We start from the raw sequence: 24,229 nt of genomic DNA, 5'->3' as shown, positions 1-24,229 counted from the left end.
CAGACCGAAACCCAGCGCCGCGAAGCCCTCCCAGGCTGGCTACACACCTACAATCACCACCGCGGCCACACCGCACTCGCCGGCAAACCCCCCGCCAGCCGCGTCCCCAACCTCACAGGGCAATACACCTAGCCGGTCTTGCGCACCAGCCCGGTGTAGCCGACCAGCGCGAGCGTGGCCAGCGCCCAGATCGCGGCCTGGACCGCCCAGATCGCCACGGTGAACACCTGGCCCGCGTCGAGGCCGGTGTTGAGGTCGCACCGGCCGCGCACGCCCGGCGACAGCGGCAGCCCGCGGTCCAGCCCGACGCCGATGAGCTCCACGGTCGTGCACCGCGTGCCGGCCGGGGCCGCGAAGTCCGCGACGCGCTCGGCGGCGTGGTGGCCGCCCTCCCCCACCTGGCCGGCCCAGAGGCCGAGCCCACCGGCGGCGAGCACCGCGAGCAGCAACGCCGCCGCCGTGCGCCGCGCGCGGTAGCCGTAGCCCGCGAGGGCGCCCCACAGCCAGTGGAACCGCCGGGCCGGCCAGCCGCCGATCCCCTCGGGCGCCCACCGCTGGAGGTCGCGCTGCTGCGCGATGAGGACGTGCCGGGCGTTGCCGTCGTGCCCCGACGTCCGTTCCACCGCGGCCAGCCGCTGGTACGGCCCGGGCCGGTAGACGGCGGTGTGCCACCGGATCAGGTGCAGCCACTCCTGCCAGGTGGCCGCGCCGAGCGCGCCGAAGCGGAACCCGTCGAGCTCGATCGTCCCCGGGTGCGGGCCGCGGACCGGTTTCGCGCAGACGACGTCGGCGGCGAGGAAGACCGCGCCCTCGACGACGGTGTCCTCCAGGCTCAGGAGGGTCCCTTCGCCGGTGTGGGCGAGTTCGGCGCCGAGGAGACTCAGCTGGCCGGTGACGTGCGCGCCGACCAGCTGGACGGTCGCATCGTCCCCGGCACCGGTGGCCCGGATCCCGTTCAGTGACAGGCTTTCCGCCACCCGGCAGCGGTCGGCCTGCAACGCCGGGCCGGCGTCGTTCGTGATCTCGGCGTCGTCGAAGGTGACCTGGCCGTCGATCCGCACCCCGGACAGGCTCACCGCGGCCCACCCGGCCGAGCCGGTCGCCTTCAGGCCGGTGCAGTCGAGGTAGTTCCCCACGCGCGAGGCGTCCGCGAGGAAAGCGGGTCCGGACGCGTTGGCCAGTTCGACGCCGTCGAGCAGGAGCTGGCCGGTGATCTCGGTGCCGTGCAGCCGGATCGCGCCCTCTTCGCCGGCACCGGCGGCCTCCGCGCCCGACAGGGCGAGGTTGCCGCCGACGTGCAGGCCGTCGGCGTACAGCGCCGGGCTGGCGTCGTTGGTGAGCTTCGCACCCTCGAGGTCTACCCGGCCGCCGATCCGGGCGCCGAGCAGCCGGATCGTGCCCGGTTCCCCGGACCCCTCCGCGGTCAGCTGGTTGGCGCGGAAGTTGCCGTCGACGCCGAGCCGGTCGCCGCTCAGCGCCGCCCCGGTGTCGTTGGCCAGCTCGGCGCCGTCGAGGTAGAGGTTGCCGGCCACGTGCGCGCTGAGCAGGCAGAGCGCGCCGTACTCCCCCGACGCCCGCGCCTTCAGGCCGTCGGCGTGGAAGCTGTCGCCGACCCGGATGCCGTCGGCGCTCAGCCCCCGGCCGCGGCGGTTGACGACCACCGCGGCGCCGGCGTTGAACTGGCCCTCGATCCGCGCCCCGAGCAGGCTGATCGCCGCGTCTTCAGCGGTTGCGAGCGCGGTGACGCCGTCGAGCCGCAGGTCACCGGCGTGCAGCCGGTCGGCCTCGAGCGCGGGACCGGTCTCGTTGGTCAGCACGGCGTCGGTGAAATCGGCTTCGCCGCCGATCCGGGCGCCGATCAGGCGGAGCGCCCCCTCTTCGCCGGCCCCGGTGATCTTCGCCGAGGTCAGCCACACGTCGCCGGCCGCCTCGAGCCCGTCGGCGTGCAGCGCGGGCCCGCCGGCGTTGGTGAGCACGGCGTCGTCGAAGACGACCTGGCCGGTGACGTTCGCGCGGAGCAGGCGGACCGCGCCCAGCTCGCCGTCGCCCGCCGCCCGCAGGCCCGCGCACCGCAGGTCGGCGCACGCCAGCCCGTCGAGGTACACCGCGGGCCCGTCTTCGCTGGTCACCTCGGCGTCGCCCAGGTACACGCGGCCGCCGACCCGGGCGTCCCGCAGGCAGATCGCGCCGAACTCCCCGGAGCCGGTCGCGCGCACACCGGTGAGGCGCAGGTCGTGGCCGATCCGGACGCCGTCGCCGTCGAACCCGGCGATCCGGCTGCCGGACAGGTCCAGCCACGGGAGCCCGGCCCGCCGCACGCTGACCGGGTTCACGACCACGCAGCCGGTCAGGGCGAGGCCGGTCCCGGCCTCGACGAGGTCCAGGTTCAGCGTCCCGGCGATCCGGGCGCCCTCGACGCGCACGCCCAGCGGGTCCAGCGGGCCGCGGCGGCCGAGCAGCAGCTCCCGCAGCACCTCGGCCCGGACGGGCGCGTCCGGCGTCGCCACGTCGCCGCGCCGGGCGGCCTCGATCAGCTCGCGCTCGGCCGGCGTCAGCTTGCCGAGCACGGGCAGCGGCGGGAAATCGGTCACCGCACCAATCAACCAGGCGGGCGCAACGCGGCCAGCAGCAGGTCCGCGTAGTGGTCGCCGATCTGGCGGGCGGTCAGCGAACCGCCGCGCCGGTACCACGAACCCAGGTGGTGCACCGAGCCGAAGAAGAAGTCGACGACGACGTCGGCCGGCTTGTCCGCGCGGAACTCCCCCGACGCCTGGCCCTCTTCGACCAGGCCGCGGAAGCGCTCGTGGTACTTGCGGCGCTCGGCGCGCACCGCCTTGCGCTTGTCCGGGGACAGCTGGTGCATGGACTGCAGGAAGATCGTGTTGTCGTCGAGGTTGTCGATACTGGACACGACGACGTCGGACGCGGCGGCGGCGAGCCGTTCCCGCAGCGGCGCACCGGAGTCGGCGACGCTCTCCAGCTGCCGGGTCTGCTCGCGCAGGACGCGGGCGTAAATCTCGTAGAGCAGGTCGTCCTTGGAGTCGAAGTAGTGGTACATCGCGCCCTTGGTGACGCCCGCGGCCTCGACGATCTCCTGGACGGACGTGCGGTCGAAGCCCTTCTTGGCGAACAGCTTCGTGGCGTGCTCCAGCAGCCGCCGGGGCACGGCCGCCTGGTCGTCGCCCGTCGCCTCGCCCGGCTTCCGGGTGCTTGCTCGGGTCACCGCGCACCCCCTTCTCGAATCCGACGCACCAGGATAACGGCTCAGGACTCCCGGGCCAGGAACCGCCGGGGATTGTCCACGAGCATCGTCGTGATGTCCGTTTCGGACACCCCGCGCTCCCGCAGCGCGGGCAGCACGTCCCGGGTGATGTGCAGGTAGTGCCAGTTCGGCGTGAGCGCGGGCAGCTGCTCGGCGGGCAGCCAGTCGATGTAGCAGGACGCGTCGTGCGAAAGCACCATGCTGCCCGCGTAGCCGCGTTCGCACATCGCCGCGACGGTGTTCACCCGTTTCTCGAACGGCAGCAGCAGGTCCAGGCCGAACCGGTCCATGCCGAGCAGCGACCCGCGGTCGGCGAGCTCGGTCAGGTAGCCGAGGTCCGTCGAGTCCCCGGAGTGCCCGATCAGCACCCGGCTCAGGTCGACGCCCTCGTCCTCGAAGATGTTCTGCTGCTCCAGCCCGCGCCGCGTGCCGGCGTGCGTGTGGGTCATGATCGGCGTGCCGGTCTCGGCGTGCGCCTTCGCCACCGCGCGCAGTACGCGTTCGACGCCGGGCGTGACGCCGGGTTCGTCGGTGGCGCACTTGAGGAGCCCGGCTTTGACGCCGGTACCCGAGATCCCGTCCCGGATGTCCCCGACGAACATCCCGACGAGCGGGTCCTCGCCCTGCAGCAGCGTGCCGGGCCCGCGGAAGTGCAGGTAGTGCGGCACGTCGTTGTAGGTGTAGAGCCCGGTCGCGACGACGATGTTGACCTCGACCTCGGCGGCGACCCGCTGCACGCGCGGGATGTACCGGCCGAGCCCGATCACCGTCGGGTCGACGATCGTGTCGATCCCCGCGTCCTTCAGCTCCTTGAGCCGCCGGATCGCTTCGGGAACGTGCTCGTCTTCGCGGAACCCTTCGTGTTCCGGGTAGTTCTGGACGAATTCCGGGCTGAGCACGAAGAGGTGCTCGTGCATGAGCACCCGGCCCAGCGCTTCCGGCGCGATCGCGCCGCGGGCGGTCTCGACCATCAGCCCCTCGCTCGCAGTTCGCGGCGGAGGATCTTGCCGCTGGTGGTCTTCGGGAGTTCGTCGAGCACCACGACGGTGCGCGGGTACTTGTAGGCGGCGAGCCGTTCCTTGCACCACGCCACGAGTTCCGCCGGATCGGCGGCGGCCCCCGGTGCCGGGCTGACGTACGCCTTGACGGTTTCGCCGCGGTATTCGTCGGCGATCCCGACGACGGCGGCTTCGCGGACGGCCGGGTGCGTGTAGAGGACGTCTTCGACCTCACGCGGCCAGACCTTGAAGCCCGACGCGTTGATCATGTCCTTCTTGCGGTCGACGACGTAGACCCAGCCGCGCTCGTCCATGAACCCGATGTCGCCGGTGAGCAGCCGCCCGCCCGGCAACGCCTCCGCGGTGGCGTCCGGCCGGTTCCAGTAGCCGGAGACGACCATCGGGCCTTCGACGGCGATCTCGCCCGGCTGCCCGAACGGCAGCTCTTCGCCGTTCTCGCCGAGGATCCGGACGATCGTGTCGGGCACCGGCAGGCCGATCGAGATGGTGCCGGACGCCGGGTCGATCGGCGCTTCGAGGGTGCCGGGGACGACGACGCAGCCCGCGGTGGTCTCGGTGAGGCCGTAGCCGTTGTGGATGTAGTGCCCGGTTTTCGCACGGAACGCCTCGACGACGGCGGGCGGCAGCGCGGCGCCGCCGGAGTACAGCAGCGCGAAGGAGGTGAAGTGGTCGCGGCTGAACGACGGGTGGGCCATCAGTGCCATGTACGCCGTGGACGGCCCGACCGTGTACGACGGCCGGTGCTCCAGGAAGGCGTCGAGAACGACCCCGGCGTCGAAGCGGTAGGCCAGCGCGAGGGTGCCCTCGATGTCGATCGCGGAGCCGACTTCGCAGACCATGCCGGTGATGTGGAACAGCGGCGCGAGCCCGAACAGCGTCGAGCCGGCCGGGAGCCCGCTGAACGAGCCGAGCCCGGCGGCGTTGGTGCCGATGTTGCCGTGCGTGTTGGTGGCCCCCTTCGGCGTGCCGCTGGTGCCGGAGGTGTAGCTGATCAGCGCGGTGTCGTCGAGCGCGAAGGCGGGTTCCGGCGGCTTCGGGCCCGGGGTGTTCGCGGCTTCGAGGAGTTCGGTGGCGCCCGGCGTCTCCTCCTTCTCGACCTTCGCCAGCACGCGCTCGTCGTCGCGGGTCTGGAACTCGAGTTCGCTGGTGGTGAGCGAGATTTCGACGGCGCTGCCTTCGACGGTCTTCGCGATGTAGGCGTTCCAGCCGCGCTGCGAGCAGACGATCGCCTTGACGCCGGCGTCGGTGAGCACGTGGGTGAGCTCGCGCTCGCGGTACATCGGGTTGACCGGGACGACGATCCCGCCGGCCTTCCACGCGCCCAGCAGCGCGATCACGAACTGCGGGATGTTCTGCAGCACCAGGGCGAGCCGGTCGCCGCGGGCGAAGCCGTTGCGGGTCAGGTACCGCGCGACGCCGTCGGAGAGCTCGTCGAGCTCCCGGTAGCTCAGCCGCGCGTCGAAGTACGCGATCGCCGTCCGGTCGGGGACGTGGTCCGCGGCGCGGCGGAACGTCTCGGGCAGGGTCGTCGGCTTCGCCGGACCCGCGTCCCGCACCCGCTCGTCGTAGCTCGCGAGCCAGGGCTTCGCGTCGTACCAGCTCATCCAGTGACCTCCTTTGGACACCGACCGGTCGGTATGCCGACGCTAGGAGGCGACGGCGGCCACGTCAAGACCCGGCTTTCGCGGAATCGCACAAGCCGCCTTTCACCGATTCACACGTACCCCGGTTCGGAATGGTTCAGCATCTCCCCGTTTTCCTTTTCACACTGGACAAATCCCTGCTGGAGCCGCCACGATGACCTTCGCGGCCCAGTCGGCCGCGCCATTCGGAACAACCGCGCGCTGCCCGTGTGGACCCTCTCTGTTCACGCTAACTTGGAGTGATTCATGCCTGCTACCGGTGGACGGCACCGCCTCTCGCGGCGGACGAAGATCGCGACGGCGGCCCTCGGCCTCGGCATCGCGGCGGGAGCACTGGTGATCGCGACGACCGTCGGCGACCCCGGCGCCGCCAACGCGGCCTCGGGTGGGCAGATCAGCTGCCCGGACGTCGCGAGCCGGCTCCCGGCGGTCCCGGCCCAGGCGCAAGCCGAGGTCCAGCGCAACCTCCAGCTGCTGAACACGCAGCTTTCCGAAGCCAACAACCGCCTCGTCACGACCGCGGGCCAGGGCGGCCCCAACTTCGTGCAGAACGCGATCCTCGGCCCGCTGCAGGACAAACGTGCGTCGACGATCGACCGGATCGCCATCGCCATCGGCCGCCAGGGCGAGAAACCCCAGAACCTGGGCGGCCTGGCCGCGTGCTCGCTGGGCGGCCAGTCCGGCTCCGGGGCGGCTTCGTCGCAGGCGCCGGCCCCGGCACCCGCCCAGAACACCGCGGCCGCCGGCCAGATCAGCTGCCCGGACGTGGAAAGCCGCCTCCCGGCGATCCCCGCGCAGGCCCAGGCCGAGGTCCGCCGCAACCTCGACCTGCTGGACACCCAGATCGCCGAGGCCAACAACCGCCTCGTCACGAGCGCGGGCGAAGGCGGCCCGAACTTCGTCCAGAACGCGATCCTCGGCCCGCTCGAAGACAAACGCGTCGCGACGATCAACCGCATCGCCACGGCGATCGGCCGCAACGCCGAGAAACCGCAGGGCCTCGACGCTCTCGCCCCCTGCACCCGCTGACGCGGTCGTGAGTGGGAAACAGTGTTCTAACCCTGTTTCCCACTCACGAGCGTGCTGATGCGGAGGAAGGCGGTCGCGGACATCGTCAGCCGGACTTCCGTGGTCACCACGGGGGCGAACTCGAGCGTCGTCGGGTCGTTCGAGCCGCTCCCCCACGTGATCCGCAGGTCCCGCACCGGCTCCCACCCCCGCGCGGTGCGGACGGCGACCTCGGCCGCCGACGGCAGCGCGTGCTTCGAGTCGACGACGAACCGGGCGGTGAGCGCGCTGATCCGCCGCGCCGCGGGCCAGGCCAGTGACACCCAGTCCTGCGCCCGCGGCCGGCTCACCGCGGCCAGCGTCGCGGTCGCCGGCTTGACGGAGAAGTTCGACCAGCCGGTGGCCGGGTCGCCGTCCAGCATCGCCGACGGCAGCGTGTCCGGCGCGCCCGAGTAACTCGCGTCGGCCGCCCGCACCACCACCGGAACCGGTGACTCCACGGCCCGCGCCCCGGGCCCGTTGCGCTGCCCGAGACCGGTGCCCGGCAAGGTGATCCGGCCGGACGCCAGCCCCGGCGCGGACGCCGTCACCGTGATCGGGCCGCGGCCGCCCGTCGCCGCGATCACCGCCACCGCCTGGCCCTTGAACGCGGGGATCGTGGGCTGCTGGTAGCTCTGGGCCAGCTCTTGCCTGCCGTTGTCCACGCCGGCCACCCGCCCCGGGCCTTGGACGGCGAACCGCAGCACCGGTTCGCCGCCGGGCACGACGACGCCGTGTGCGTCCACGACGGACGCCGTCACAAACGCCATCGCCCCGTTCTCGCCCCGATCCGGTGCGGTCAGGGTGATCGCGCGTGCCGGACCGGCCGTGACGACCCGGTCGAGGGCCACCTCACGGCCACCCTCGCGGGCGATCGCGGTCAGCGTGCCGGGCTCGAACGGCACCGTCCACGTCAGGTGCAGCTTGCCGGAGCTGCCGTGGGGACTGGTGTAGCTGCCCGAGGGGTCGTTCTTGTCGTCACCGACCGGCTCGGTCGTCTCCAGGTACGGCCGTCCGTCCACAGTGGTCTTACGGGTGAACCTCTTGACACCCAGCGAACGGCCGTTGAGCACCAGCTCGACGGTGTCCACAGTGGAGTAGACCCACACCGGGACCGGCTCACCCGGCCGGTGCCCGGTCCAATCCCCCGGCACCAGGTGTACCATCGGCCCGGCCGTCCACTGGCTGCGGAAGAGGTGGAAGGCGTCCTTCGGCAGGCCCGCGCTGTCGATCGCGCCGAAGAACGACGTCTTGACCGGAAAGACGTCGTACGGCGTCGGCTCGCCGAGGTAGTCCTGCCCGGCCCAGAGGAACTGGCCCTGGCAGAACTTCCGGTCCCGGTCCTTCTTCAGCGAGTACTCGCCGCTGAAGGTCCACGAGGCCAGGTTGTTGTCGTAGGACGACGTCGCCCGCTTGCCCGGCGTGTGGTTCTCGCCGGTGTTGAGCAGGTCCGGGTCCTGGTACACCCCGCGCGTCGAGGTCTCAGAAGACGATTCCGACTCGAAGAAGAACTTGTCCGGGTACGCCGCGTGCAGCCCGTCGATCGACTGGGCGGTGTTGTAGTTGACGCCGAGACCGTCGAGCTGCCGCAGGATCAGGTCCTGCGGCGAACCCGGCGCGGGCACGCTCCGGTAGCGGTCGGACCCCATGATCACCGGCCGGGTCGGGTCGATCGCCCGGACCGCGGCGATCAGGCCCGCCGCGATGGCCGGGCCGCCCGCCATCGACGCGTCCGGCACCTCGTTGCCGATCGACCACAGCACGACCGACGGCGAGTTCTTGGCCGCGTGCACCATTTCCGCGATGTCGCGCCCGCTCCACGCGTCGAAGTCGCGGTGGTAGTCGAACTCGACCTTGCCGGTGCGCCAGCAGTCGAACGCCTCGACCATCATCAGGATCCCGAGCCGGTCGCAGACCGCCACCAGCCGCGGGTCGGGCGGGTTGTGCGCGGTCCGCAGCGCGTTGACGCCCATCGCCAGCACCAGCCGCAGCTGGTGCTCCAGCGCGGCCTCGTCGACCACCGCGCCGAGCGCGCCCTGCGACGCGTGCAGGTTGACCCCGCGCAGCTTCATCGGCACGCCGTTGAGCGAAAACCCGTCGTCCGGGTGGAACGCGAAGTGGCGGAAGCCGAAGCTCGTGCTCGTCGTGTCGGCCACCCGCCCGGCCAGGACGACGTCGGTGCGCACCCGGTACAGCGAAGGCCGCCCGGTCGACCACAGCCGCGGATCGGCCACGGACCCCGTGGTGACCGCCGTGACCGTCCGCCCGGCGGGCAGCGCCACGGTCGCCGAGCCGGCCGCCACCACCCGGCCCGCCGGGTCGGTGACCGTCGTGCGCACCTCGGCCGCCACCGCGGCGGCGGAGTCGTTGGCGACGTCCGTGGCCACCCGCACGGTCCCCCGGCCGGCGGCGATGTCGGGGGTGGTGACGAACGTGCCGTGCCGGGCGACGTGCACCGGCTCGGTCACGACCAGCCGGACGCGGCGGTAGATGCCGCTGCCCGAGTACCAGCGGCTGCTGGGCAGCGGGTTCACCGCCCGCACGGCCAGGACGTTCGGTGTCCGGCCGTCGGTGTGCAGCTTGCCGGTGAGGTCGAAGGCGAACCCGGTGTAGGCGTACGGGTGGTTGCCGAGCAGCTCGCCGTTGAGGTGGACGTGCGCGTCCGAATAGACGCCGTCGAATTCGACCGACACGCGCTTCCCGCCGAGCGACGGCGCCACGGTGAACGTCCGGCGGTACCAGCCGAGGCCGCCGCGGAAGAAGCCGGACGCGCTGCTAGTGCCGCCCCGCTCGGTCGGCGCGAGCTCGATGCTCCAGTCGTGCGGGACGTCGACGGCCTGCCACGCCGCATCGTCGAAATCGGGCTCCGCGGCGTGGGCGAAGCGGCCGTCCGGGTCGGTGACCCCGTCGGGGTTGGCCAGTGCGAACCGCCAGCCGGTGCCGAGGTCGGTGCTCCGCCCGGTGATCGCGAGGTCCGGCCGGGTCAGCGCCTCGGCGGCCCTGGCGACCGGCGCGAACGCGGAGGTGACGACGGCGGCACCGGCCCCGCCCAGCACCAGGCGTCGGCTCGGTCGCGGCGAGTTCGGCATGGGAGAGTCCCTTCCGGCGGCAGCACTGACGGGCGGAAAGCACTATCGCACAAGGGTTTCCGATCGATCAAAGGCTTCGATCATTTCGACCTCAGCACGTCCGCCGGACGTACCCGGCCGCGCCTTCGGGAACCACGTCCCGGTCGCGGCGGACGATGCTGAGCGAGCCGCCCCAGCGTGTGCAGGCGGTCGAGAGGCCCTCGTCGGTGTACTCGATCACGACGACGTGGTCGCCGAACGCGGCCGTGTACTCGTCGCAGTTCTCCTGCTCGCCGCATTCTTCGGCCACGGCGAAGTCGAGCCCGTTCTCCTGGCGCCGCCCGGCCAGCTCGGAGGTGTTCTTCTGCGCTGTGGCCAGACCCTTCTCGTGCGCGTGCGCGGACAGCAGGCGCACGAAGGCCTGGGCGTCGACGTCGGAGAGGAGGCTGTGCGAGCGCGTGTAGCTGTCGTAGTTGTCGGGCTCGATCGCCTGGAAGCCCTTGGCCGCGCACTCGTCGGTCCAGGCGTTCACCTTCGCCGCGGCGCGCTCGCGCTTGTCCGGCGTGCGCAGGTCGAGCAGCGCCTCGTGCCAGTCCTCGTCGATCACCGGCTCGCCGTTCGCGTCCCGGAGCACCAGGTCGCCCCACTCCCCCTCGGCACCCGGCTGGGCCTGGAAAGCGTTGACGTAGCAGATGTTGTAGCGCCTGGCGGCCGGCGCGGCGCCGTGGTCGCGGCTGACGACCTCGACGCCGGACGGCGGGGGGTAGGCGCCGCCGAGCTGGTAGTCGAAGCCCGCCTTCACCGGCGGCAGCCGCACGGCGGACGGCGGCGCCGGGGTGACCGCGGCCGGCTGTCCGGCGGGCGAACAAGCGGTGACGGCCGCGGTCACGCTCAGCGCGACGAAGAAGGATTTCACCACCGCAACTCTAGGAGCCGCTCGCTTCCGCTCCGGCGGGTGTCGCCCGACCGGGTTGTTGTCCACAGTGGACAACGGGTCAGCGGCCGCGGGACCAGGCGCCGGCGTCGGTGGTGTACCGGACGAGCAGCCGCGCGAACTGGACGCGGTCTTCCGCCGGCCAGCCGGCCGTGATGGCTTCGAACACTTCGCGCTGCTCGGCGGCGAAGCGGTCTCGCTCGGCTTCGCCGCGTTCGGTGAGCTCAAGCACGGTGCGGCGGCCGTCGGCCTGGGAAGCCGCGCGCCGCACCAAGCCGTCGGCGATGCAGGCCGCGACCGTCCGGCTGGCCACCGGCTGGGCCACGCCCATCTCGGTGGCGAGGCCGCCGACGGTCATCTCGCCGGGGGCCTCGGCGACGACGTTCAGCACCAGGTTGCGGGAGAGGTCGCGGCCCGAGGCCGGGACGCGCCGGCGCAGCCGGGACAGCGCCGGGCCGATCCGGTCCAGCAGCAGGTCATCGGCGGAACGCGCGGTGCTCACCCCCGGATCGTAGTACCCCCGGCATTTGCATGCCAAGAGCTAATTGCATAGCATTGGGTATGTAACTGCGAACGAGGAAGCGAGGCCACCATGGCCACCACCGCCATCACCGGAGCCCAGGTCTTCGACGGCGAGAAGACGCTGGGAGTGCGGACCGTCGTCGTCGACGGCCGGAAGATCCGCCAGGTCGGCGGCGAAGTGCCCGAGGGCGCCGAGGTCGTCGACGGCCGGGGCGCGACCCTGCTGCCCGGGCTGATCGACGCGCACGTCCACTCCGCGCCCGGCTCCCAGGCGCTGGCCCTGCGGTTCGGCGTCACCACCGAGCTGGAGATGCAGGGCCTGAACACCCGCGAAAACCGGGCGCACCTCACCGAGGACGACACGGTGGCCGACATCCGGTCGTCCGGCTTCGCCATCACCCCGCCCGGCGGGCACCCCAGTGAGCTGATGCCGGAAGGCTTCCGCCCGGCCGGCGACCTGCCCCCGGTCATGCCGCTGATGCCGTTTTCGACGACGCCGGAGCAGGCCGCCGCGTTCGTCCCGCAGCTGCTCGCGCGGGGCTCGGACTACATCAAGTTCATGATCGACGACGGCAGCGTCGAAGGGCACCCCGGGCTGCCGATGCTCGACCAGGCCACGCTGGACGCCGGCGTCGCGGAGGCCAAGAAGTACGGCGCTCTCACGGTGGCCCACACGCTGACCCTCGACGCCACTCGGATGGCCGCCGAGGCCGGCATCGACGGCGTCGTCCACTTGTTCATGGACCGGCCGCACACCGCGGAGATCGTGGACCTGGTGGCCGAGGCGGGGATGTTCGTCGTGCCGTGCGTCTGCCTCGACGCGTCGATGATGGGCATCTCGGGCGGCGAGCTCGCCGACGACCCGCGGGTGGCGCGCCGCCTCGACGGCAAGTGGGACGAGACCCTGCGGTCGAGCTACGACCGTTACCCGCAGGGAAAGCTCGAGGACGTGCTGGCGTCGGTCCGGGCCCTGGCCGACGCGGGCGTGGACATCCTGGCGGGCACCGACGCGTCCATGGCGGAGACCTTCTTCGGCGGCCTGGCCCACGGCGCCAGCCTGCACCAGGAACTCCAGTACCTGGTGGCGGCGGGCCTGACCCCGGCCCAGGCCCTGCGCGCCGCGACGGCGACCACGGCCCGCCGCTTCGGCCTGGCCGACCGCGGCCGCATCGCGGAAGGGCTCCGCGCCGATTTGCTCCTGGTCGACGGCGACCCGACGTCGACGATCGGCGACACGCTCAACACACGCGCGATCTGGCGGCGGGGCAGCCGGTTGAAGGAGGCGTGACGGCTGGGCGCGGTAGCCGCGGTGGTGGGTCACCACCCGCGGCCGCGCCGGGCCAGGTGCTGGTCACGGCCGGCGCCCCGGGACAGGCGAGGGCCGCAGGCGCCGATGTCCGGCCGCGTTGCGCCAGCGCGGTCAGCGCCCGCGGCTGCGCCGGGCCAGGTGCTGGTCACGGCCGGCGCCCCGGCACCGGCGAGGGCCGCAGGCGCCGATGTCCGGCCGCGTTGCGCCAGCGCGGTCAGCACCCGCGGCTGCGCCGGGCCAGGTGCTGGTCACGGCCGGCGCCCCGGCACCGGCGGGGACCGCGGTTGACTGCCAGGCGATGCTCGGCCGCGGCCAGCGCCCGCGGTGGTAGGCCACTGCCCGCGGCTGCACGGGGTCAGGTGCTGGTCACGGCCGGCGCCCCGGCACCGGCGAGGGCCGCGGTTGGCCGCCAGGTGATGCTTAGGCGCGGTCAGCGCCCGCGGTGCTAGGCCACTGCCCGCGGCTGCACGGGGTTAGGTGCTGGTCGCAGCCAACGTGCCGTCGGCGAGGACCGCGGGCCGCAATGCCCAGCCGCGTGACGCCAGCGCCGTCAGCAACCGCGGTCGTAGGCCACCGCCCGCGGCTGCACCGGGCCAGGTGCCGGTCACGGCCGGCGCCCCGCCACCGGCGAGGCCGCGGTTGGCCGCCAGGCCATGCTCGGGCGCGGTGATAGGCCACCGCCTGCCGTTGCGCCGGGCCAGGTGCTGGTCGCAACCAACGTCCCGCGCCACCGGCGAGAGCCACGGCGCGCGGCCAGGTGACGCCAGCGCCCGCGGCCCCGCCGAGCCAGGTGCTGGTCGCAGCCAACGTGCCGTCGTCGGCAAGGGCCGCGGGCCCAGCCAGGCGACGCCAGCGCCGTCAGCAGCCGCGGTGGTACGCCACCGCCCGCGGTTGCGTAGTGCCCGGCAACCTGATCGTCGCGGCCAGCGTCCCGTCGTCGGTGAGCCCCGCCGGTTGCGGTGCCGCGTTGAAGTCGGCGTTGCCGGCCAGGTCCGCAGCCGGTTCGCCGTTCTCCCAGATGCGGAGTTCGTAGTTCTCGGGACCGAAGGTGTGGGCCACGCCCGCCATCGTCGTGCCGGCGTCGAGGAACAGGGTCTCGGCCGCTTCGGTGGTCGTGTGCACGACGTTCCCGTCCAGGTCCGCCTCGATGGCGACCATCGTCGACTCGGGCGTGAAGACCGACGCGGCGATGCGGCCGCCGTGGAAGGCCTCGAGGTAGACCGCGCCGCCCGGGTACAGCGGGGGCAGCTGCCGGTAGCCGCCGTCGGTGGCTCGGACGAACACCTCGCCCGAGCGCTCGCCGATGTCGGTGTAGAGCAGGACGCGGCCCTGCTCGTCGACGTCGACCGGGTAGGTGTCGTACAGGTGCTGCGGATCCGGGTTCAGCACCTCGGCGGTCCCCGGCCGCGCGGCGGCCCACAGCACCGGGTGGACGTCGCCGAACTCGCCGTAGGCGACGCCGACGACGTCCCCGCTGTTGTTGATGTGCGTGGCCTTCGCGGACCGGAACCCTCGCGGCATGGCCAGGTTCACGGTCTGGCCGCCGCGGTTGACGACGGGCTTGGCCGCCCACCACTCGCCGGTTCCGCCGTCCCCCACGACGGCTCCGGCGGAGTTGATGTCGCGCACCTCGGCCAACGAGGACATCGCCTCGACCTGGGCACCGTGCCACCGCACGGCCGAGTACGCGTTGGGGCCGCGCAGCGAACCGACGAACCAGCCGCCTTCCGCCGCCGCGTAGACCTCGCTGCTGGTGTAGGGCGCCGGCATGGCCAGCGGCGTCATCGCCCAGGTGCAGCCCGCCGCCACCGCGGGCCGCGCGCCGGGCACGAGGGCGGCGCCGAGCACCGCTACGAGCACGAGAGTTCGCTTGAGCATGGTTCCCCCCGGAAGTCGGCCGTCTCCCCCACCACGCCCGGCGGCCCCGGGAGGTTTGTGCGACGGCCGCGCCGCCACCCGAACGGCGCAACGAACCGGCGTCACAGGTCCAGGGCACCCACGAACAACGCGGCCACGGCGGCGCGGTGCTCCGGGGTGTCCCGCCAGCGCAGGCGGCGCCCGGCCTCGACCACCACGCCGAACCCGGCGTGCACCAGCACCCGCGCCTGGCGGGCGTCGAGGTCCGGGCGGGCCTGGCGCAGGTGCTGCTCCCAGACGGCGATGTGCTCGCGCTGCGCGGCCACCAGCGGACGGCGCAAAGCGGCGGGCAGGCCGACGATCTCGGCGTCGGCCACGCTGGTGAGGGCGTGGTGCTCGAAGCTGTAGGCCACGTAGGTCGCCGTCAGCGCGAGCAGGGCGTCGGGCGCGCCGCGCAGGTTGTGTTCGACCGCCTGGGCCAGCAGGCCGGCCGCCTGCAGGCACGCCGCCGCCAGGATGTCGGCCTTGCCGGGGAAGTACCGGTACAGCCCCGAAGGCACCAGTCCCACGGCTTCGGCGATCATGCCGTTGGTGACCGCGGCGAACCCGGCCCGTTCGAACAGCGGGACGGCGGCCGCGAGGATTTCCGAACGCCGGGTGCGCGGCTGGGGCGCGGCGGGCAGTTCGACGAGGGGCGCGCCCGCGAGCGCCTGCCGGGTGTCGGTCGCGGCCACCCGCAGCGCGGAAGCCAGCAGGAGGTCTTCGACGCGCCGGCGGCCGATCGTGTTGTGGTGCATCGTGATGGACCCGATCGCGCCCAGCGCCGCCACCGCACGCAGGTGCTCGTCGGGCGCCGGGTGCTCGCGCCGGACCGCGTCCGCCACCCGGCCGACGACGTGCGCGAACTTCGCCTTGAGCACGCGGCGGTCCTCGCGCTCGAGGTAGCGGGCCTCCCACCGGTACACGCCGCCGGCCCCGCGGTGGGCGACGGTGACTCGCGTGACGGCGGCCAGGACGTCGGCGAGAGCGCCGTCCGACGGCACCTCCGCGAGCGCCGCGACGAGCCGGTCCACCATGACGTTCGCGCACTCGGCGAACAACGCGTACTTGTTCGGGAAGTGCCGGTAGAGGGCGGCCGCGGTGATGCCGACGGCGGCCGCGATCTCCTCCATGGACGCCGAGTGGTAGCCGCGCTCGCTGAACACGGTGGCCGCGGCCCCGACGATGAGCTGCTTGCGGTTGCGCGGCCGCGCCGCCGCGGCCGGGCCGGCCGTCACCGCGGCCGCCGGGCGGGGGTGCGCGGGAGCGGGGCCATGCGTGCCAGTCAACCACGAACCGGACCGGGTGCCGGGCGACGGACCGATTCAGGCCGGCCCGGCTCTTGCCGACTGCCGACCCGCCTCGCTATGTTAATGGAGAATCTCTCCCTGAACGCGTGGCGCGACTCGTCGATTGTCGAAGCTTTGCCCAGGTACTGCCTACCGAGGAAGCTAGGTAAGTAAATGAGTAATCTCAGCCGGAGGAACGTTCTTTCGCTCGGTGTCGCACTCGGGCTGGTGAGCGCGGCGAGCGCCGTCCCGGCCTGGGCGTCGACGGGTGGCGCCCAGGCCGCGGGCACGGATCCGTGGTGGGCGTGGGACGACGAGGTCGACCGCCTGATGGCGGGCATCCTCGACACCGGCCAGGTGCCCGCGGTCAACGCCGCCCTGCGGCCGTGGGTGAACAACGGCGACGCGCTGCCGACCGGCCTGCCCGCCGGCCTCGCCACCCACCTCCAGCAGGCCAACCGGCTGCCGTCCTGGGCCGACGCGGCCAAGCTGCGCCGCGCCGCGGACTTCAACCGGCGCAAGGACACCTACCTGTTCATGCTCTACGGCCTGGGCAGCGGCATCATGAGCACGGTGATCCCGCGGGAGGCCAAGTCGGTCTACTGGTCCGCGGGCGGGGCGAACATGCAGGACCGCGCGGCGAAGACGTTCACCTTCGGCTACGACCTGAGCGACCTCAACGCGTTCCAGCCGACGGGCCAGTTCGTGGTCACGGCCAACAAGACGCGCCTGGTGCACGCCGCCGTGCGCCACCTGCTGCCGCAGTCGGCGCACTGGCGCGCGGTCGCCGACGAGCAGATCCCGATCAGCAACGGCGACATCCTGGTGACCTTCCACAGCCTCGGCACCTACGTGCACCGCAAGCTGCTCGAATGGCGCGTGCCGATGTCGGCGGCGGACGAGGAGGCCTTCCTGCACCAGTGGCAGGTCGCCATCCACCTGCTCGGCGTCCGCGACGAGTTCATCCCCAAGACGTGGGCCGAGGCCGACGCGCAGTCGACGCGGGTGCTCACCCCGCTCCTGGCCCCGACGACGGAGGGCAAGGAGCTGGCGCAGGACCTGCTCGGCCTGACGGCGCAGATCGACCTGGGCGTCACCCGTGGCTTCTTGAACGAATTCGTCCGCTACGTCCTCAGCGACGCGGTCGGCGACTGGCTCGGCCTCCCCCGCGACTACGCGGCGGCCGCCCTGGTCCGCACCGGCTGGCCGGCGTACATCGCGTTCCGCGAGGGCCTGCTCCCCATCGCCCCGGCGGGGTTCTACCTGTTCGACCAGTTCATCCGGGCGATCGCGATGCTGTTCCTGAACAAGGCCAGTTCACCTACGACGACGCCGATCACGATCCCGTCGGGCAACCGGCCGGGCGCCTGAGCCGGAGGCCTGGTCACCGCCGAAGCGACCGCTTAGTATGGTGACCGACCCCGAGGAGGCGGCCTTGTCCACTGTGGATGGTGTCCGGTACGCGGCGGACGGCGCGGTCGCGACACTCACGTTCGACAAACCCGAGCGCAGCAACGCGATGGACGTCCCGATGCAGGTCCGCTACGGCGCCCTGCTGCGGCAGGCCGACGCGGACGCCGCCGTCCGCGCGGTCGTCGTCACCGGGGCGGGCAAGGCGTTCTGCCCCGGCGCCGACCTGGGGTTGCTGGACGACATCGCCGCCGCTCCCCCGGCCGGCGGCGGCGGGCACGAGAACTTCCGGGACGTCCTCGCCGCGTCGTCGGTCGGGGTGCCGGTGGTCGCCGCGATCAACGGCGGCTGCGCCGGCCTGGGGTTCGTCGTCGCCTGCTCGGCGGACGTCCGTTTCGCCGCCGCCGGAGCGAAGTTCACCACGGCGTTCGCCCGGCGCGGGCTGATCGCCGAGTAGGGCGTCGCGAAGCTGCTGCCGGAGCTCGTCGGCCAGGGCCGGGCCCGCGACCTGCTGCTTTCGGGCCGCACGTTCACCGCGGAGCAGGCGCTGGACTACGGCCTGGTCCAGGAGGTAGTCCCGGCCGAGGAGCTCCCGCTGCGCGCGCACGCCTACGCGACCGAGCTGGCGACCTACAGCGCGCCCCGCTCGATGGCCGTGATGAAGCGGCAGTTCGAGCGGGAGGCTTCCCTGACGCTCGAGGAGGCCGCGCGCGAAGCCACGGCGCTGATGATCGAGTCGTTCGGGCGGCCCGAGCTGGCCGAGGGGCTGGCCAGCTGGAACGAGCGCCGTACCCCGAAGTTCCCGGACCACCCGGCCTCGTGACCGGCGCTCGGGCCACGGGGAACCCGCGGGCGACAGTTCGAAACCTCCCGCTCTTCCTGCTGCCGCCCTCGCGGCCGGACCGATGAGTTTCCGCGGCCCATCCGGTCAGTACTCCCGTCCGGCACCACGACGGAAGCAGGTCCCATGGCCAAGCTGCTCTACGCCTTCAGCACCTCCCTCGACGGGTTCATCGCCGGCCCGGGTGGGGACATGTCCTGGCTGACGCCCCACCTCGGGCCCGATGCCACCGTCGACGAGCTCATCCCGCGGATCGGTGCCCTGCTCGTCGGGCGCCGGACCTACGGCGGTGACGACCCGCACCGCGGCACCGAGGGCGAGGGCAAGGCGTTCGGCGGGGGCTGGGACGGGCCGCAGTTCGTGCTCACCCACCGGCCCGCGGACCCGGCGCCCGGGGTCACCTTCGTCGGTGACCTGCACGAAGCCGTCGCCAAGGCCAAGGACGCCGCCGGGGACCAGTACGTCAACGTCCTCGGGGCCGACGTCGCCCGGCAGTGTCTCGAAGCCGGGCTGCTGGACGAGATCCTCGCCCTGCCCGTCCCGGTGCTCCTCGGCGACGGAGTGCGGATGTTCGACCGGCCCGGCGGTGAGCCGGTCGCGCTCGAACTGCTCCGGCCGCACTGGTACCGCGTCCGCTAGGGCCGCATCCCGAACGACGGCGGGCCCGCCAGCCTCGGCAGCACCGCGTACGCGTCGCCGATCCAGTCGCACAGCCTGGCCCGGGTTTCGCGCGGGTCGATGACGTCCTCGACCGAGAAGTGCTCGGCCGTCCGGAACGGTGACCGCACCGCGTCCAGGCGTGCGCGGATCTCCTCGATCCGCGCCGCCCGGTCGTCGGCCGCGTCCAGTTCCGCGCGGTAGGCCGCCTCGATGCCGCCTTCGACCGGCAACGATCCCCAGTCGCCCGAGGGCCAGGCCCAGCGGCGGACCAGGCGGTGGCGGTTGACCTGGCCCGCGCCGCCGACGCCGAACACGCGCCGGACGATCACCTCGGCCATCGGCACCCGTGCCTGGTAGACCGCCGTCACCGCGCGGGCGCCGTGGCGGATCGCCCCGGCGCGCTCGGCCGCCGCGCCGATCACCATGCCCGCCTGGTCGGTCAGCGACACCAGCGGGAGGTGGAACGTCTCGCAGAGGTCGACCAGCCGGGTCATGACGTCGGCACCCTCGGGGGTCAGCGTCGCGCCGCGGTACGGGTCGGTGGCCAGGACGCCGACCGGGTGCCCGTTCAGCCGCGCCAATCCCGCGTACGCCGAGCCGCCCGACACCGCGTAGTCGAACACCGAGCCCGCGTCGAAGACGCCGTCCAGCAACGGCCGCAAGCGGTAGGGCTGACGCCGGTTGCGCGGCACCAGCGAAAGCAGCCCCTCGTCGGCACGGTCCACCGGGTCCGATGTGGACGTCACCGGCGGCAGGGAGTCCACAGAGGACGGCAAGTACGACAGGAACTGTTTCGCCACCGAGAAAGCTTCGGCTTCGGACGCCACGATCCGGTCGACCGCGCCGCTGCGCCGGTGGACGTCGGCGCCGCCGAGCTCCTCCTTGGTGAGGTCCTCCCCCGTCGCGTGCTTCACCACCGGCGGTCCGGCGACGAACAGCTGCCCGGCGCCTTCGACCAGGACGTTCAGGTGCGACATCACCGCCCGCGCGGCCCCGAGCCCGGCCACCGGGCCGAGGCAGAGCGCGACCACCGGAACCGTCGAAAGGTTGGCCACGACCCAGTCCCAGCCCGGGTTGACCGGGACGTAGGTGAAGCCGTGCTGCTCCAGCATCTTGACGCTGCCGCCGCCCCCGGTGCCCTCGATCAGCCGCACCAGCGGCAGCCGCAGCTCGTGGGCCAGGCGTTCGGCGTGGACCTGCTTCTCCATGATGGCGGCGTCGGCGGCGCCCCCGCGGACGGTGAAGTCGTCGCCGCCGAGCGCCACCCGCCTGCCGTCGAGCCGGGCGGTGCCGATGACGAAGTTGGCCGGGGTGAACGACTCCAGCGTTCCGTCCACATAGGACGCCGTGCCGGCCAGCGCGCCGATCTCGTCGAAGCTGCCGGGGTCGGCGAGCGCCGCGATCCGCTCGCGGACCGTCGAGCGCCCGGCGGCGTGCTGGCGGGCCACCTTCTCCGGCCCGCCCATGCGCTCGGCCAGCTCGCGCCGCCGGGCCAGCTCGTCGACCTCCGGCTGCCAGCTCATTCCGCCTCGAGCGCCGCTTCGACCTTGCGCTGCAGCTTGTTCATCCCGCCGAGCCAGCGGTCGGTCTGCGTCGCGCGCGCCGCGTAGTAGTCCGCGACCTCCGGGTGCGGCAGGACCAGGAACTGCTTCGACTCCATCGCCGCGAACAGCGCGTCCGCGACCTGCTCGGGTTCGATCGCCGACGCGCCCATCAGCAGCTGACCGGCGGTGCCGGTGCTCTCCAGCATCGCCGTGCGCACGCCCTGCGGGCAGATGGCCTGCACGGTGATCCCGCGGTGCCGGTAGGTCGCCGACAGGTACTCGGCGAACGCGAGCGCGCCGTGCTTGGTCACCGAGTACGGCGCCGAGCCGAGGCTGGTCAGCAGGCCGGCGGCGGACACGGTCGCGATGAAGTGCCCCTCGCCGCGTTCGAGCCACGCGGGCAGCAGCTGGTTGGCCGCGCGCACGTGCGCCATGACGTTGACGTCCCAGGTGCGCGCCCAGACCTCCTCGGGGCTTTCCGCGCCGCCGAAGGGCGCGATGCCCGCGTTGGCGCAGTAGACGTCGATCTCGCCGAGCGTCTCGCGGGCGCTCTCGATCAGCTTCGCGACACCGTCGACGCTCGCGACGTCGCCGGCGAACGCCGTGCCGCCGACCTCCTTCGCGATCTCGGCGGCCTTGTCCCCGTCGAGGTCGGCCACGACGACCTGGGCGCCGCCGGCGGCGAAGCGGCGGGCCAGCGCGGCACCGATGCCGCCGCCACCGCCGGTGACGACGACGCCGGTCACAGGCCACCGCCCAGGGTCACGCCGCCGTCGAGGACCATCGTCTGGCCGGTGATCCAGCCCGCGTCGTCGGACAGCAGGAAGGCGACCGCGCCCGCGATGTCGGCCGGCACGCCGAGCCGCTTCATCGGGTAGGCCGAGGCGACCTCCTCTTCGCGGCCCTCGTAGAGCGCGGTCGCGAACTTCGTCTTGACCACGGCCGGGGCGACGGCGTTGACGCGGATCTTCGGGCCCAGCTCGGCGCCGAGCTCGACGGTCAGCCGGATCAGGGCGGCCTTGCTGACGCCGTACATGCCGATGCCCGGCGAAGCGCCGAGGCCGGCGACGGACGCGACGTTGACGACGGCACCGCCGTGCTCGCCCATCCACGCGTCGCGGGCGCGCTTGGTCCAGCCCAGCGGCGCGAGCACGTTGACGCCGAGGATCTTGGCCGCGGCGGCGGGGTCGATGTCCAGGGTCGGCCCGTAGACCGGGTTGATGCCGGTGTTGTTGACCAGGTAGTCGAGCCGGCCGAAGGTCTCGATCGTCTTGGCGACGGCCTCGTCCTGGTGGTCGGTGTCGTCGGACTTGCCGGGCACGAACATGGCGACGTCCGGGCCGCCGAGGGAGTTCACGGCCTCTTCGAGGGCCTCCGGCTTGCGCGCGGTGATGCACACCTTGGCGCCGCGTTCGACGAGCGTCTTCGCGATCCCGAGGCCGATGCCCCGGCTGGCCCCGGTGACGATCGCGACGCGATCCTTGAACGAGTTCACGGCAGTGTGTCTCCTTCGCGTGGTGCCCGGCACATACCAAGCAGTCGGTCAGTGGCCCATTATGCGCGATGAGGGCATCGCGCACACCCTGCCCGGAATGTGACCTTCCCCCGCTACCTTCCCCCGGAACGAGACTTCGAGGGGGCCCCGGTGCGCAAGTTCGCCCTGACCATCGCCGTGGCGGCACTGGCGTCGGCCGCCTGCGACCCGGCCCCGGTGCCGCCGCCGGCCCCGGCCGCGCTCGCACCCCCGGCCACCGACGTCGCCGGCCTGGTGCGGACGGCCCGGACGGGGATCGGCCGCGGGCCGTCCGCCGGCTTCACGACGACCGCCGTGCTCGGCCCCGACACCAAGGAGCTCACCGGGTCGCTGCGCATCGACGGCGGGGCGACGTCCCTGTCGCTGGTCCTCGACGGCAGCGAGACGCGGGTGATCGGCAAGCGGACCTTCACGCGGGCGCCGCAGGAGGCGGTCCCCGGCAAGCCGTGGGTCGGCACCGACCCCGACAACGCCGACCCGGTCGCGCAGGCGCTCGGCGCCGGGGTCCCGGTGGTCGTCAAGCTGCCGGACCTCGGCCGGGCGCTGACCGAGATCGAACGGACCGGCCGCATCGTCTCGGCCGGGCAGACCAAGCTCGCCGACGTGCCGGTCAACCACTACCGGCTCGAGCTCGACCCGGCGAAGGCGCCGGAGCTGTTCCCCGAGCTCGCACCCCGGCCGGGTGCGGCCAAGCTGCCCGCCGAGCTGTGGCTCGACGCGGGGTCCCGGCCGGTCCGGTTCGCCGTCGACTTCGCCGGCGGCCCGACCCCGGTCAAGGGCACCACCGACTACCGCGACTGGGGCAAGCCGGTCGACATCCCGGTCCCGCCCGCCGACCAGGTCGTCGACGAGGCGGAGCTGCTGAAGAAGATGGGGCGGTGACGCGGTCCACCGCACGCGCGGCACCAGCTCGCCGGCCGCGGCGGCCGTGACTGTCAGAGGGCACCGCGGCCGCACGCTCGAACCCGCCGCTGGGCAGCTGCGCGACGAGGGCGCCGGCGGTCGTGACGACCTCGGCGTACCCGCGCCGAGCGCGCGGATCCGGCCGCGGCCTCGATGCCGGGGACGAAGGGCAGCGGGACGTCCACGAGGCCCTGCCGGTAGCGGACTTCGGCGAAGTTCGCGCCGGCGTGCGTGACGTCGATGGAGACCTCGCCGGGGCCGGGTTCGGGGGTGGGCACGGTGGCGAGCCGCAGCACCCCGGGTCGGGCCGGACCAGTCAGCGCGGCACCAGCGCCCGGACCGCGTCGATCAGCTCCGGGCCGTCCAGCAGGGCCGGGTCGTTGTGGTCGGCGCCGGGGATCTCCACCACCCGCGCCGCCGCCGCGGCCGCCACCGCGCGGCTCTGCGAAGGCGGGACGATCGAGTCCGCGCCGCCCAGGACCACCGTCGTCGGCACCCGCACGCGGGCGACCTGCTCCTCGACCGGGAACCGGTCGCGCAGCAGCAGGCGCACGGGCAGGTACGGGTAGACCTCGGCGCCCACCGCCGCGAGGTCGGTGAACGGCGAACGCAGGAGCACTCCGGCCGGCGGGTGCGCGGTGGCCAGCTCGGTCACGACGGCGCACCCGAGGCTCTCGCCGAGGTACAGCAGGCGCTCCGGCGGGACTCGCCGCTCCTCGGTCAGGAACCGGTGCGCCGCGCGGACGTCGAGCGCCAGGCCGGCTTCGCTCGGGTCGCCCGGATTGCCGCCGTAGCCGCGGTAGTCGACCAGGAGCACCGCCAGCCCCGCCTCCACCAGCTTCGCCGCCAGCGGGGCGCGCCCGGCCCGGTTGCCGCCGTTGCCGCCGGCCACCAGCACGGTCGCCGACGGCTCGCGCGGCCGGACGAACCAGGCACCCAGCTCGAGGCCGTCGCCGGTGCGGAGCCGGACGTCCTCGGCGCCGGGCAGCACGCTCGCGGCGGCCGGCACCGGCGTGGTGTCCGGCAGGTAGACCAGCCGCCGCTGGAAGGTCCAGACCAGCCCCAGCACGAGCACCACGACCAGCGCGGCCGCCGACAGCACCCGGACGATCACGGTCCCGGTCAAGCGCCACCTCCTCCCGGGCGAGTATGCGGGTTTTGCCGGGCTTTAGCCGCCGTCGGGCAAGATCGACCGAGCCAGACGGCCGGAGCCTGGGGGCTGGGGTCCGGAGCGCACCGGCAGGGGGGTGCCGGTGCACGGGACCGGTCGTCTGGCACCAGGGGGGCACATTTCTCGCGTCGATCGTGACGCGCGCCGCGGACTTGGGGGTCCGTGGCGCCCGCCCCT

Annotated in this window: 19 protein-coding genes and 2 pseudogenes; 7 read left to right on the top strand and 14 right to left on the bottom strand. The window is 73.2% G+C overall.

The window, feature by feature from the left end:
- Positions 1-132: pseudogene (locus tag ACLJQM_RS44810) on the top strand (IS481 family transposase); the annotation flags it as partial.
- Here the strand turns inward: ACLJQM_RS44810 and ACLJQM_RS44805 are convergent.
- The 4 genes from ACLJQM_RS44805 to ACLJQM_RS44790 are packed head-to-tail and all read right to left on the bottom strand — an operon-like array spanning position 129 to position 5,885.
- Complete coding sequence (locus ACLJQM_RS44805; protein WP_410636249.1) at positions 129-2,591, bottom strand: hypothetical protein; 2,463 nt, start codon at positions 2,589-2,591, stop codon at positions 129-131. The pseudogene ACLJQM_RS44810 and the gene ACLJQM_RS44805 overlap by 4 nt on opposite strands.
- Positions 2,592-2,599: 8 nt before the next feature.
- Positions 2,600-3,223 carry a TetR/AcrR family transcriptional regulator gene (locus tag ACLJQM_RS44800; RefSeq protein WP_247024512.1) on the bottom strand — a complete coding sequence of 208 codons (624 nt, stop codon included), beginning with the start codon at positions 3,221-3,223 and terminating at the stop codon, positions 2,600-2,602.
- Positions 3,224-3,264: 41 nt separating this feature from the next.
- Positions 3,265-4,233, bottom strand: a complete 969-nt coding sequence (locus ACLJQM_RS44795) for a phosphotriesterase (RefSeq protein ID WP_410636248.1) — start codon at positions 4,231-4,233, stop codon at positions 3,265-3,267.
- Complete coding sequence (locus tag ACLJQM_RS44790; protein WP_410636247.1) at positions 4,233-5,885, bottom strand: AMP-binding protein; 1,653 nt, start codon at positions 5,883-5,885, stop codon at positions 4,233-4,235. The genes ACLJQM_RS44795 and ACLJQM_RS44790 overlap by 1 nt, the downstream gene beginning before the upstream one ends.
- Before the next feature lie 285 nt (positions 5,886-6,170).
- Here ACLJQM_RS44790 and ACLJQM_RS44785 point away from each other — a divergent pair, with 285 nt between their 5' ends.
- Positions 6,171-6,953, top strand: coding sequence for a hypothetical protein (locus ACLJQM_RS44785; RefSeq protein ID WP_410636246.1), 783 nt, complete (start codon positions 6,171-6,173; stop codon positions 6,951-6,953).
- 26 nt (positions 6,954-6,979) lie between these two features.
- On the opposite strand, the gene ACLJQM_RS44780 is transcribed toward ACLJQM_RS44785, so the two are convergent.
- The 3 genes from ACLJQM_RS44780 to ACLJQM_RS44770 all read right to left on the bottom strand — a co-directional run bounded on the left by ACLJQM_RS44780 (position 6,980) and on the right by ACLJQM_RS44770 (position 11,475).
- On the bottom strand, positions 6,980-10,060 hold the full coding sequence (locus ACLJQM_RS44780) for a glycoside hydrolase family 2 TIM barrel-domain containing protein (protein WP_410636245.1): 3,081 nt from the start codon (positions 10,058-10,060) through the stop codon (positions 6,980-6,982).
- 91 nt (positions 10,061-10,151) lie between these two features.
- Positions 10,152-10,955: an endo alpha-1,4 polygalactosaminidase gene (locus ACLJQM_RS44775; RefSeq protein WP_410636244.1), complete on the bottom strand. Its 804-nt coding sequence runs from the start codon at positions 10,953-10,955 to the stop codon at positions 10,152-10,154.
- A 79-nt stretch (positions 10,956-11,034) separates the two neighbouring features.
- Positions 11,035-11,475 carry a MarR family winged helix-turn-helix transcriptional regulator gene (locus tag ACLJQM_RS44770; protein ID WP_247024518.1) on the bottom strand — a complete coding sequence of 147 codons (441 nt, stop codon included), beginning with the start codon at positions 11,473-11,475 and terminating at the stop codon, positions 11,035-11,037.
- Between the two features lie 90 nt (positions 11,476-11,565).
- On the opposite strand from ACLJQM_RS44770, the gene ACLJQM_RS44765 reads away from it, so the two are divergent.
- Positions 11,566-12,783, top strand: a complete 1,218-nt coding sequence (locus tag ACLJQM_RS44765) for an amidohydrolase family protein (RefSeq protein ID WP_410636243.1) — start codon at positions 11,566-11,568, stop codon at positions 12,781-12,783.
- Positions 12,784-13,662: 879 nt separating this feature from the next.
- On the opposite strand, the gene ACLJQM_RS44760 is transcribed toward ACLJQM_RS44765, so the two are convergent.
- Positions 13,663-14,682, bottom strand: a complete 1,020-nt coding sequence (locus ACLJQM_RS44760) for a hypothetical protein (RefSeq protein WP_410636242.1) — start codon at positions 14,680-14,682, stop codon at positions 13,663-13,665.
- A 101-nt stretch (positions 14,683-14,783) separates the two neighbouring features.
- On the bottom strand, positions 14,784-15,938 hold the full coding sequence (locus ACLJQM_RS44755) for a TetR/AcrR family transcriptional regulator (protein ID WP_410636257.1): 1,155 nt from the start codon (positions 15,936-15,938) through the stop codon (positions 14,784-14,786).
- A 225-nt stretch (positions 15,939-16,163) separates the two neighbouring features.
- On the opposite strand from ACLJQM_RS44755, the gene ACLJQM_RS44750 reads away from it, so the two are divergent.
- From ACLJQM_RS44750 to ACLJQM_RS44740, 3 genes and pseudogenes are all read left to right on the top strand, one after another.
- On the top strand, positions 16,164-17,360 hold the full coding sequence (locus tag ACLJQM_RS44750; RefSeq protein ID WP_410636241.1) for an oxygenase MpaB family protein: 1,197 nt from the start codon (positions 16,164-16,166) through the stop codon (positions 17,358-17,360).
- Positions 17,361-17,397: 37 nt separating this feature from the next.
- A pseudogene (locus ACLJQM_RS44745) lies at positions 17,398-18,222 on the top strand (enoyl-CoA hydratase-related protein).
- 144 nt (positions 18,223-18,366) lie between these two features.
- A complete protein-coding gene (locus ACLJQM_RS44740; RefSeq protein ID WP_247024523.1) occupies positions 18,367-18,879 on the top strand; it encodes a dihydrofolate reductase family protein in 513 nt (170 codons plus the stop codon).
- Here ACLJQM_RS44740 and ACLJQM_RS44735 read toward each other — a convergent pair.
- From ACLJQM_RS44735 to ACLJQM_RS44725, 3 genes are read right to left on the bottom strand one after another with little or no spacing between them, the layout of a single operon-like run.
- Complete coding sequence (locus tag ACLJQM_RS44735) at positions 18,876-20,423, bottom strand: acyl-CoA carboxylase subunit beta (protein ID WP_410636240.1); 1,548 nt, start codon at positions 20,421-20,423, stop codon at positions 18,876-18,878. The two genes, ACLJQM_RS44740 and ACLJQM_RS44735, sit on opposite strands and share 4 nt — an antisense overlap.
- Positions 20,420-21,190: an SDR family oxidoreductase gene (locus ACLJQM_RS44730; RefSeq protein WP_360783756.1), complete on the bottom strand. Its 771-nt coding sequence runs from the start codon at positions 21,188-21,190 to the stop codon at positions 20,420-20,422. The genes ACLJQM_RS44735 and ACLJQM_RS44730 overlap by 4 nt, the downstream gene beginning before the upstream one ends.
- Positions 21,187-21,939 carry an SDR family oxidoreductase gene (locus ACLJQM_RS44725; protein ID WP_360783753.1) on the bottom strand — a complete coding sequence of 251 codons (753 nt, stop codon included), beginning with the start codon at positions 21,937-21,939 and terminating at the stop codon, positions 21,187-21,189. The genes ACLJQM_RS44730 and ACLJQM_RS44725 overlap by 4 nt, the downstream gene beginning before the upstream one ends.
- A gap of 150 nt (positions 21,940-22,089) precedes the next feature.
- Between ACLJQM_RS44725 and ACLJQM_RS44720 the strand changes: the two genes are divergently transcribed.
- Positions 22,090-22,860 carry a hypothetical protein gene (locus ACLJQM_RS44720; protein ID WP_410636239.1) on the top strand — a complete coding sequence of 257 codons (771 nt, stop codon included), beginning with the start codon at positions 22,090-22,092 and terminating at the stop codon, positions 22,858-22,860.
- A gap of 53 nt (positions 22,861-22,913) precedes the next feature.
- Here ACLJQM_RS44720 and ACLJQM_RS44715 read toward each other — a convergent pair whose 3' ends face one another.
- On the bottom strand, positions 22,914-23,159 hold the full coding sequence (locus ACLJQM_RS44715) for a hypothetical protein (protein WP_410636238.1): 246 nt from the start codon (positions 23,157-23,159) through the stop codon (positions 22,914-22,916).
- A gap of 38 nt (positions 23,160-23,197) precedes the next feature.
- On the bottom strand, positions 23,198-24,007 hold the full coding sequence (locus ACLJQM_RS44710; RefSeq protein ID WP_410636237.1) for an alpha/beta hydrolase: 810 nt from the start codon (positions 24,005-24,007) through the stop codon (positions 23,198-23,200).
- Between the last annotated feature and the right edge of the window lie 222 nt (positions 24,008-24,229).

The sequence above is a fragment of the Amycolatopsis sp. cmx-4-83 genome, from assembly GCF_046548815.1.
In the GTDB taxonomy this organism is placed as follows: Bacteria; Actinomycetota; Actinomycetes; order Mycobacteriales; family Pseudonocardiaceae; genus Amycolatopsis; species Amycolatopsis pretoriensis_A.
Note: the sequence above shows the minus strand (reverse complement) of the source record. Positions and strands in the feature narration are given on the sequence as shown.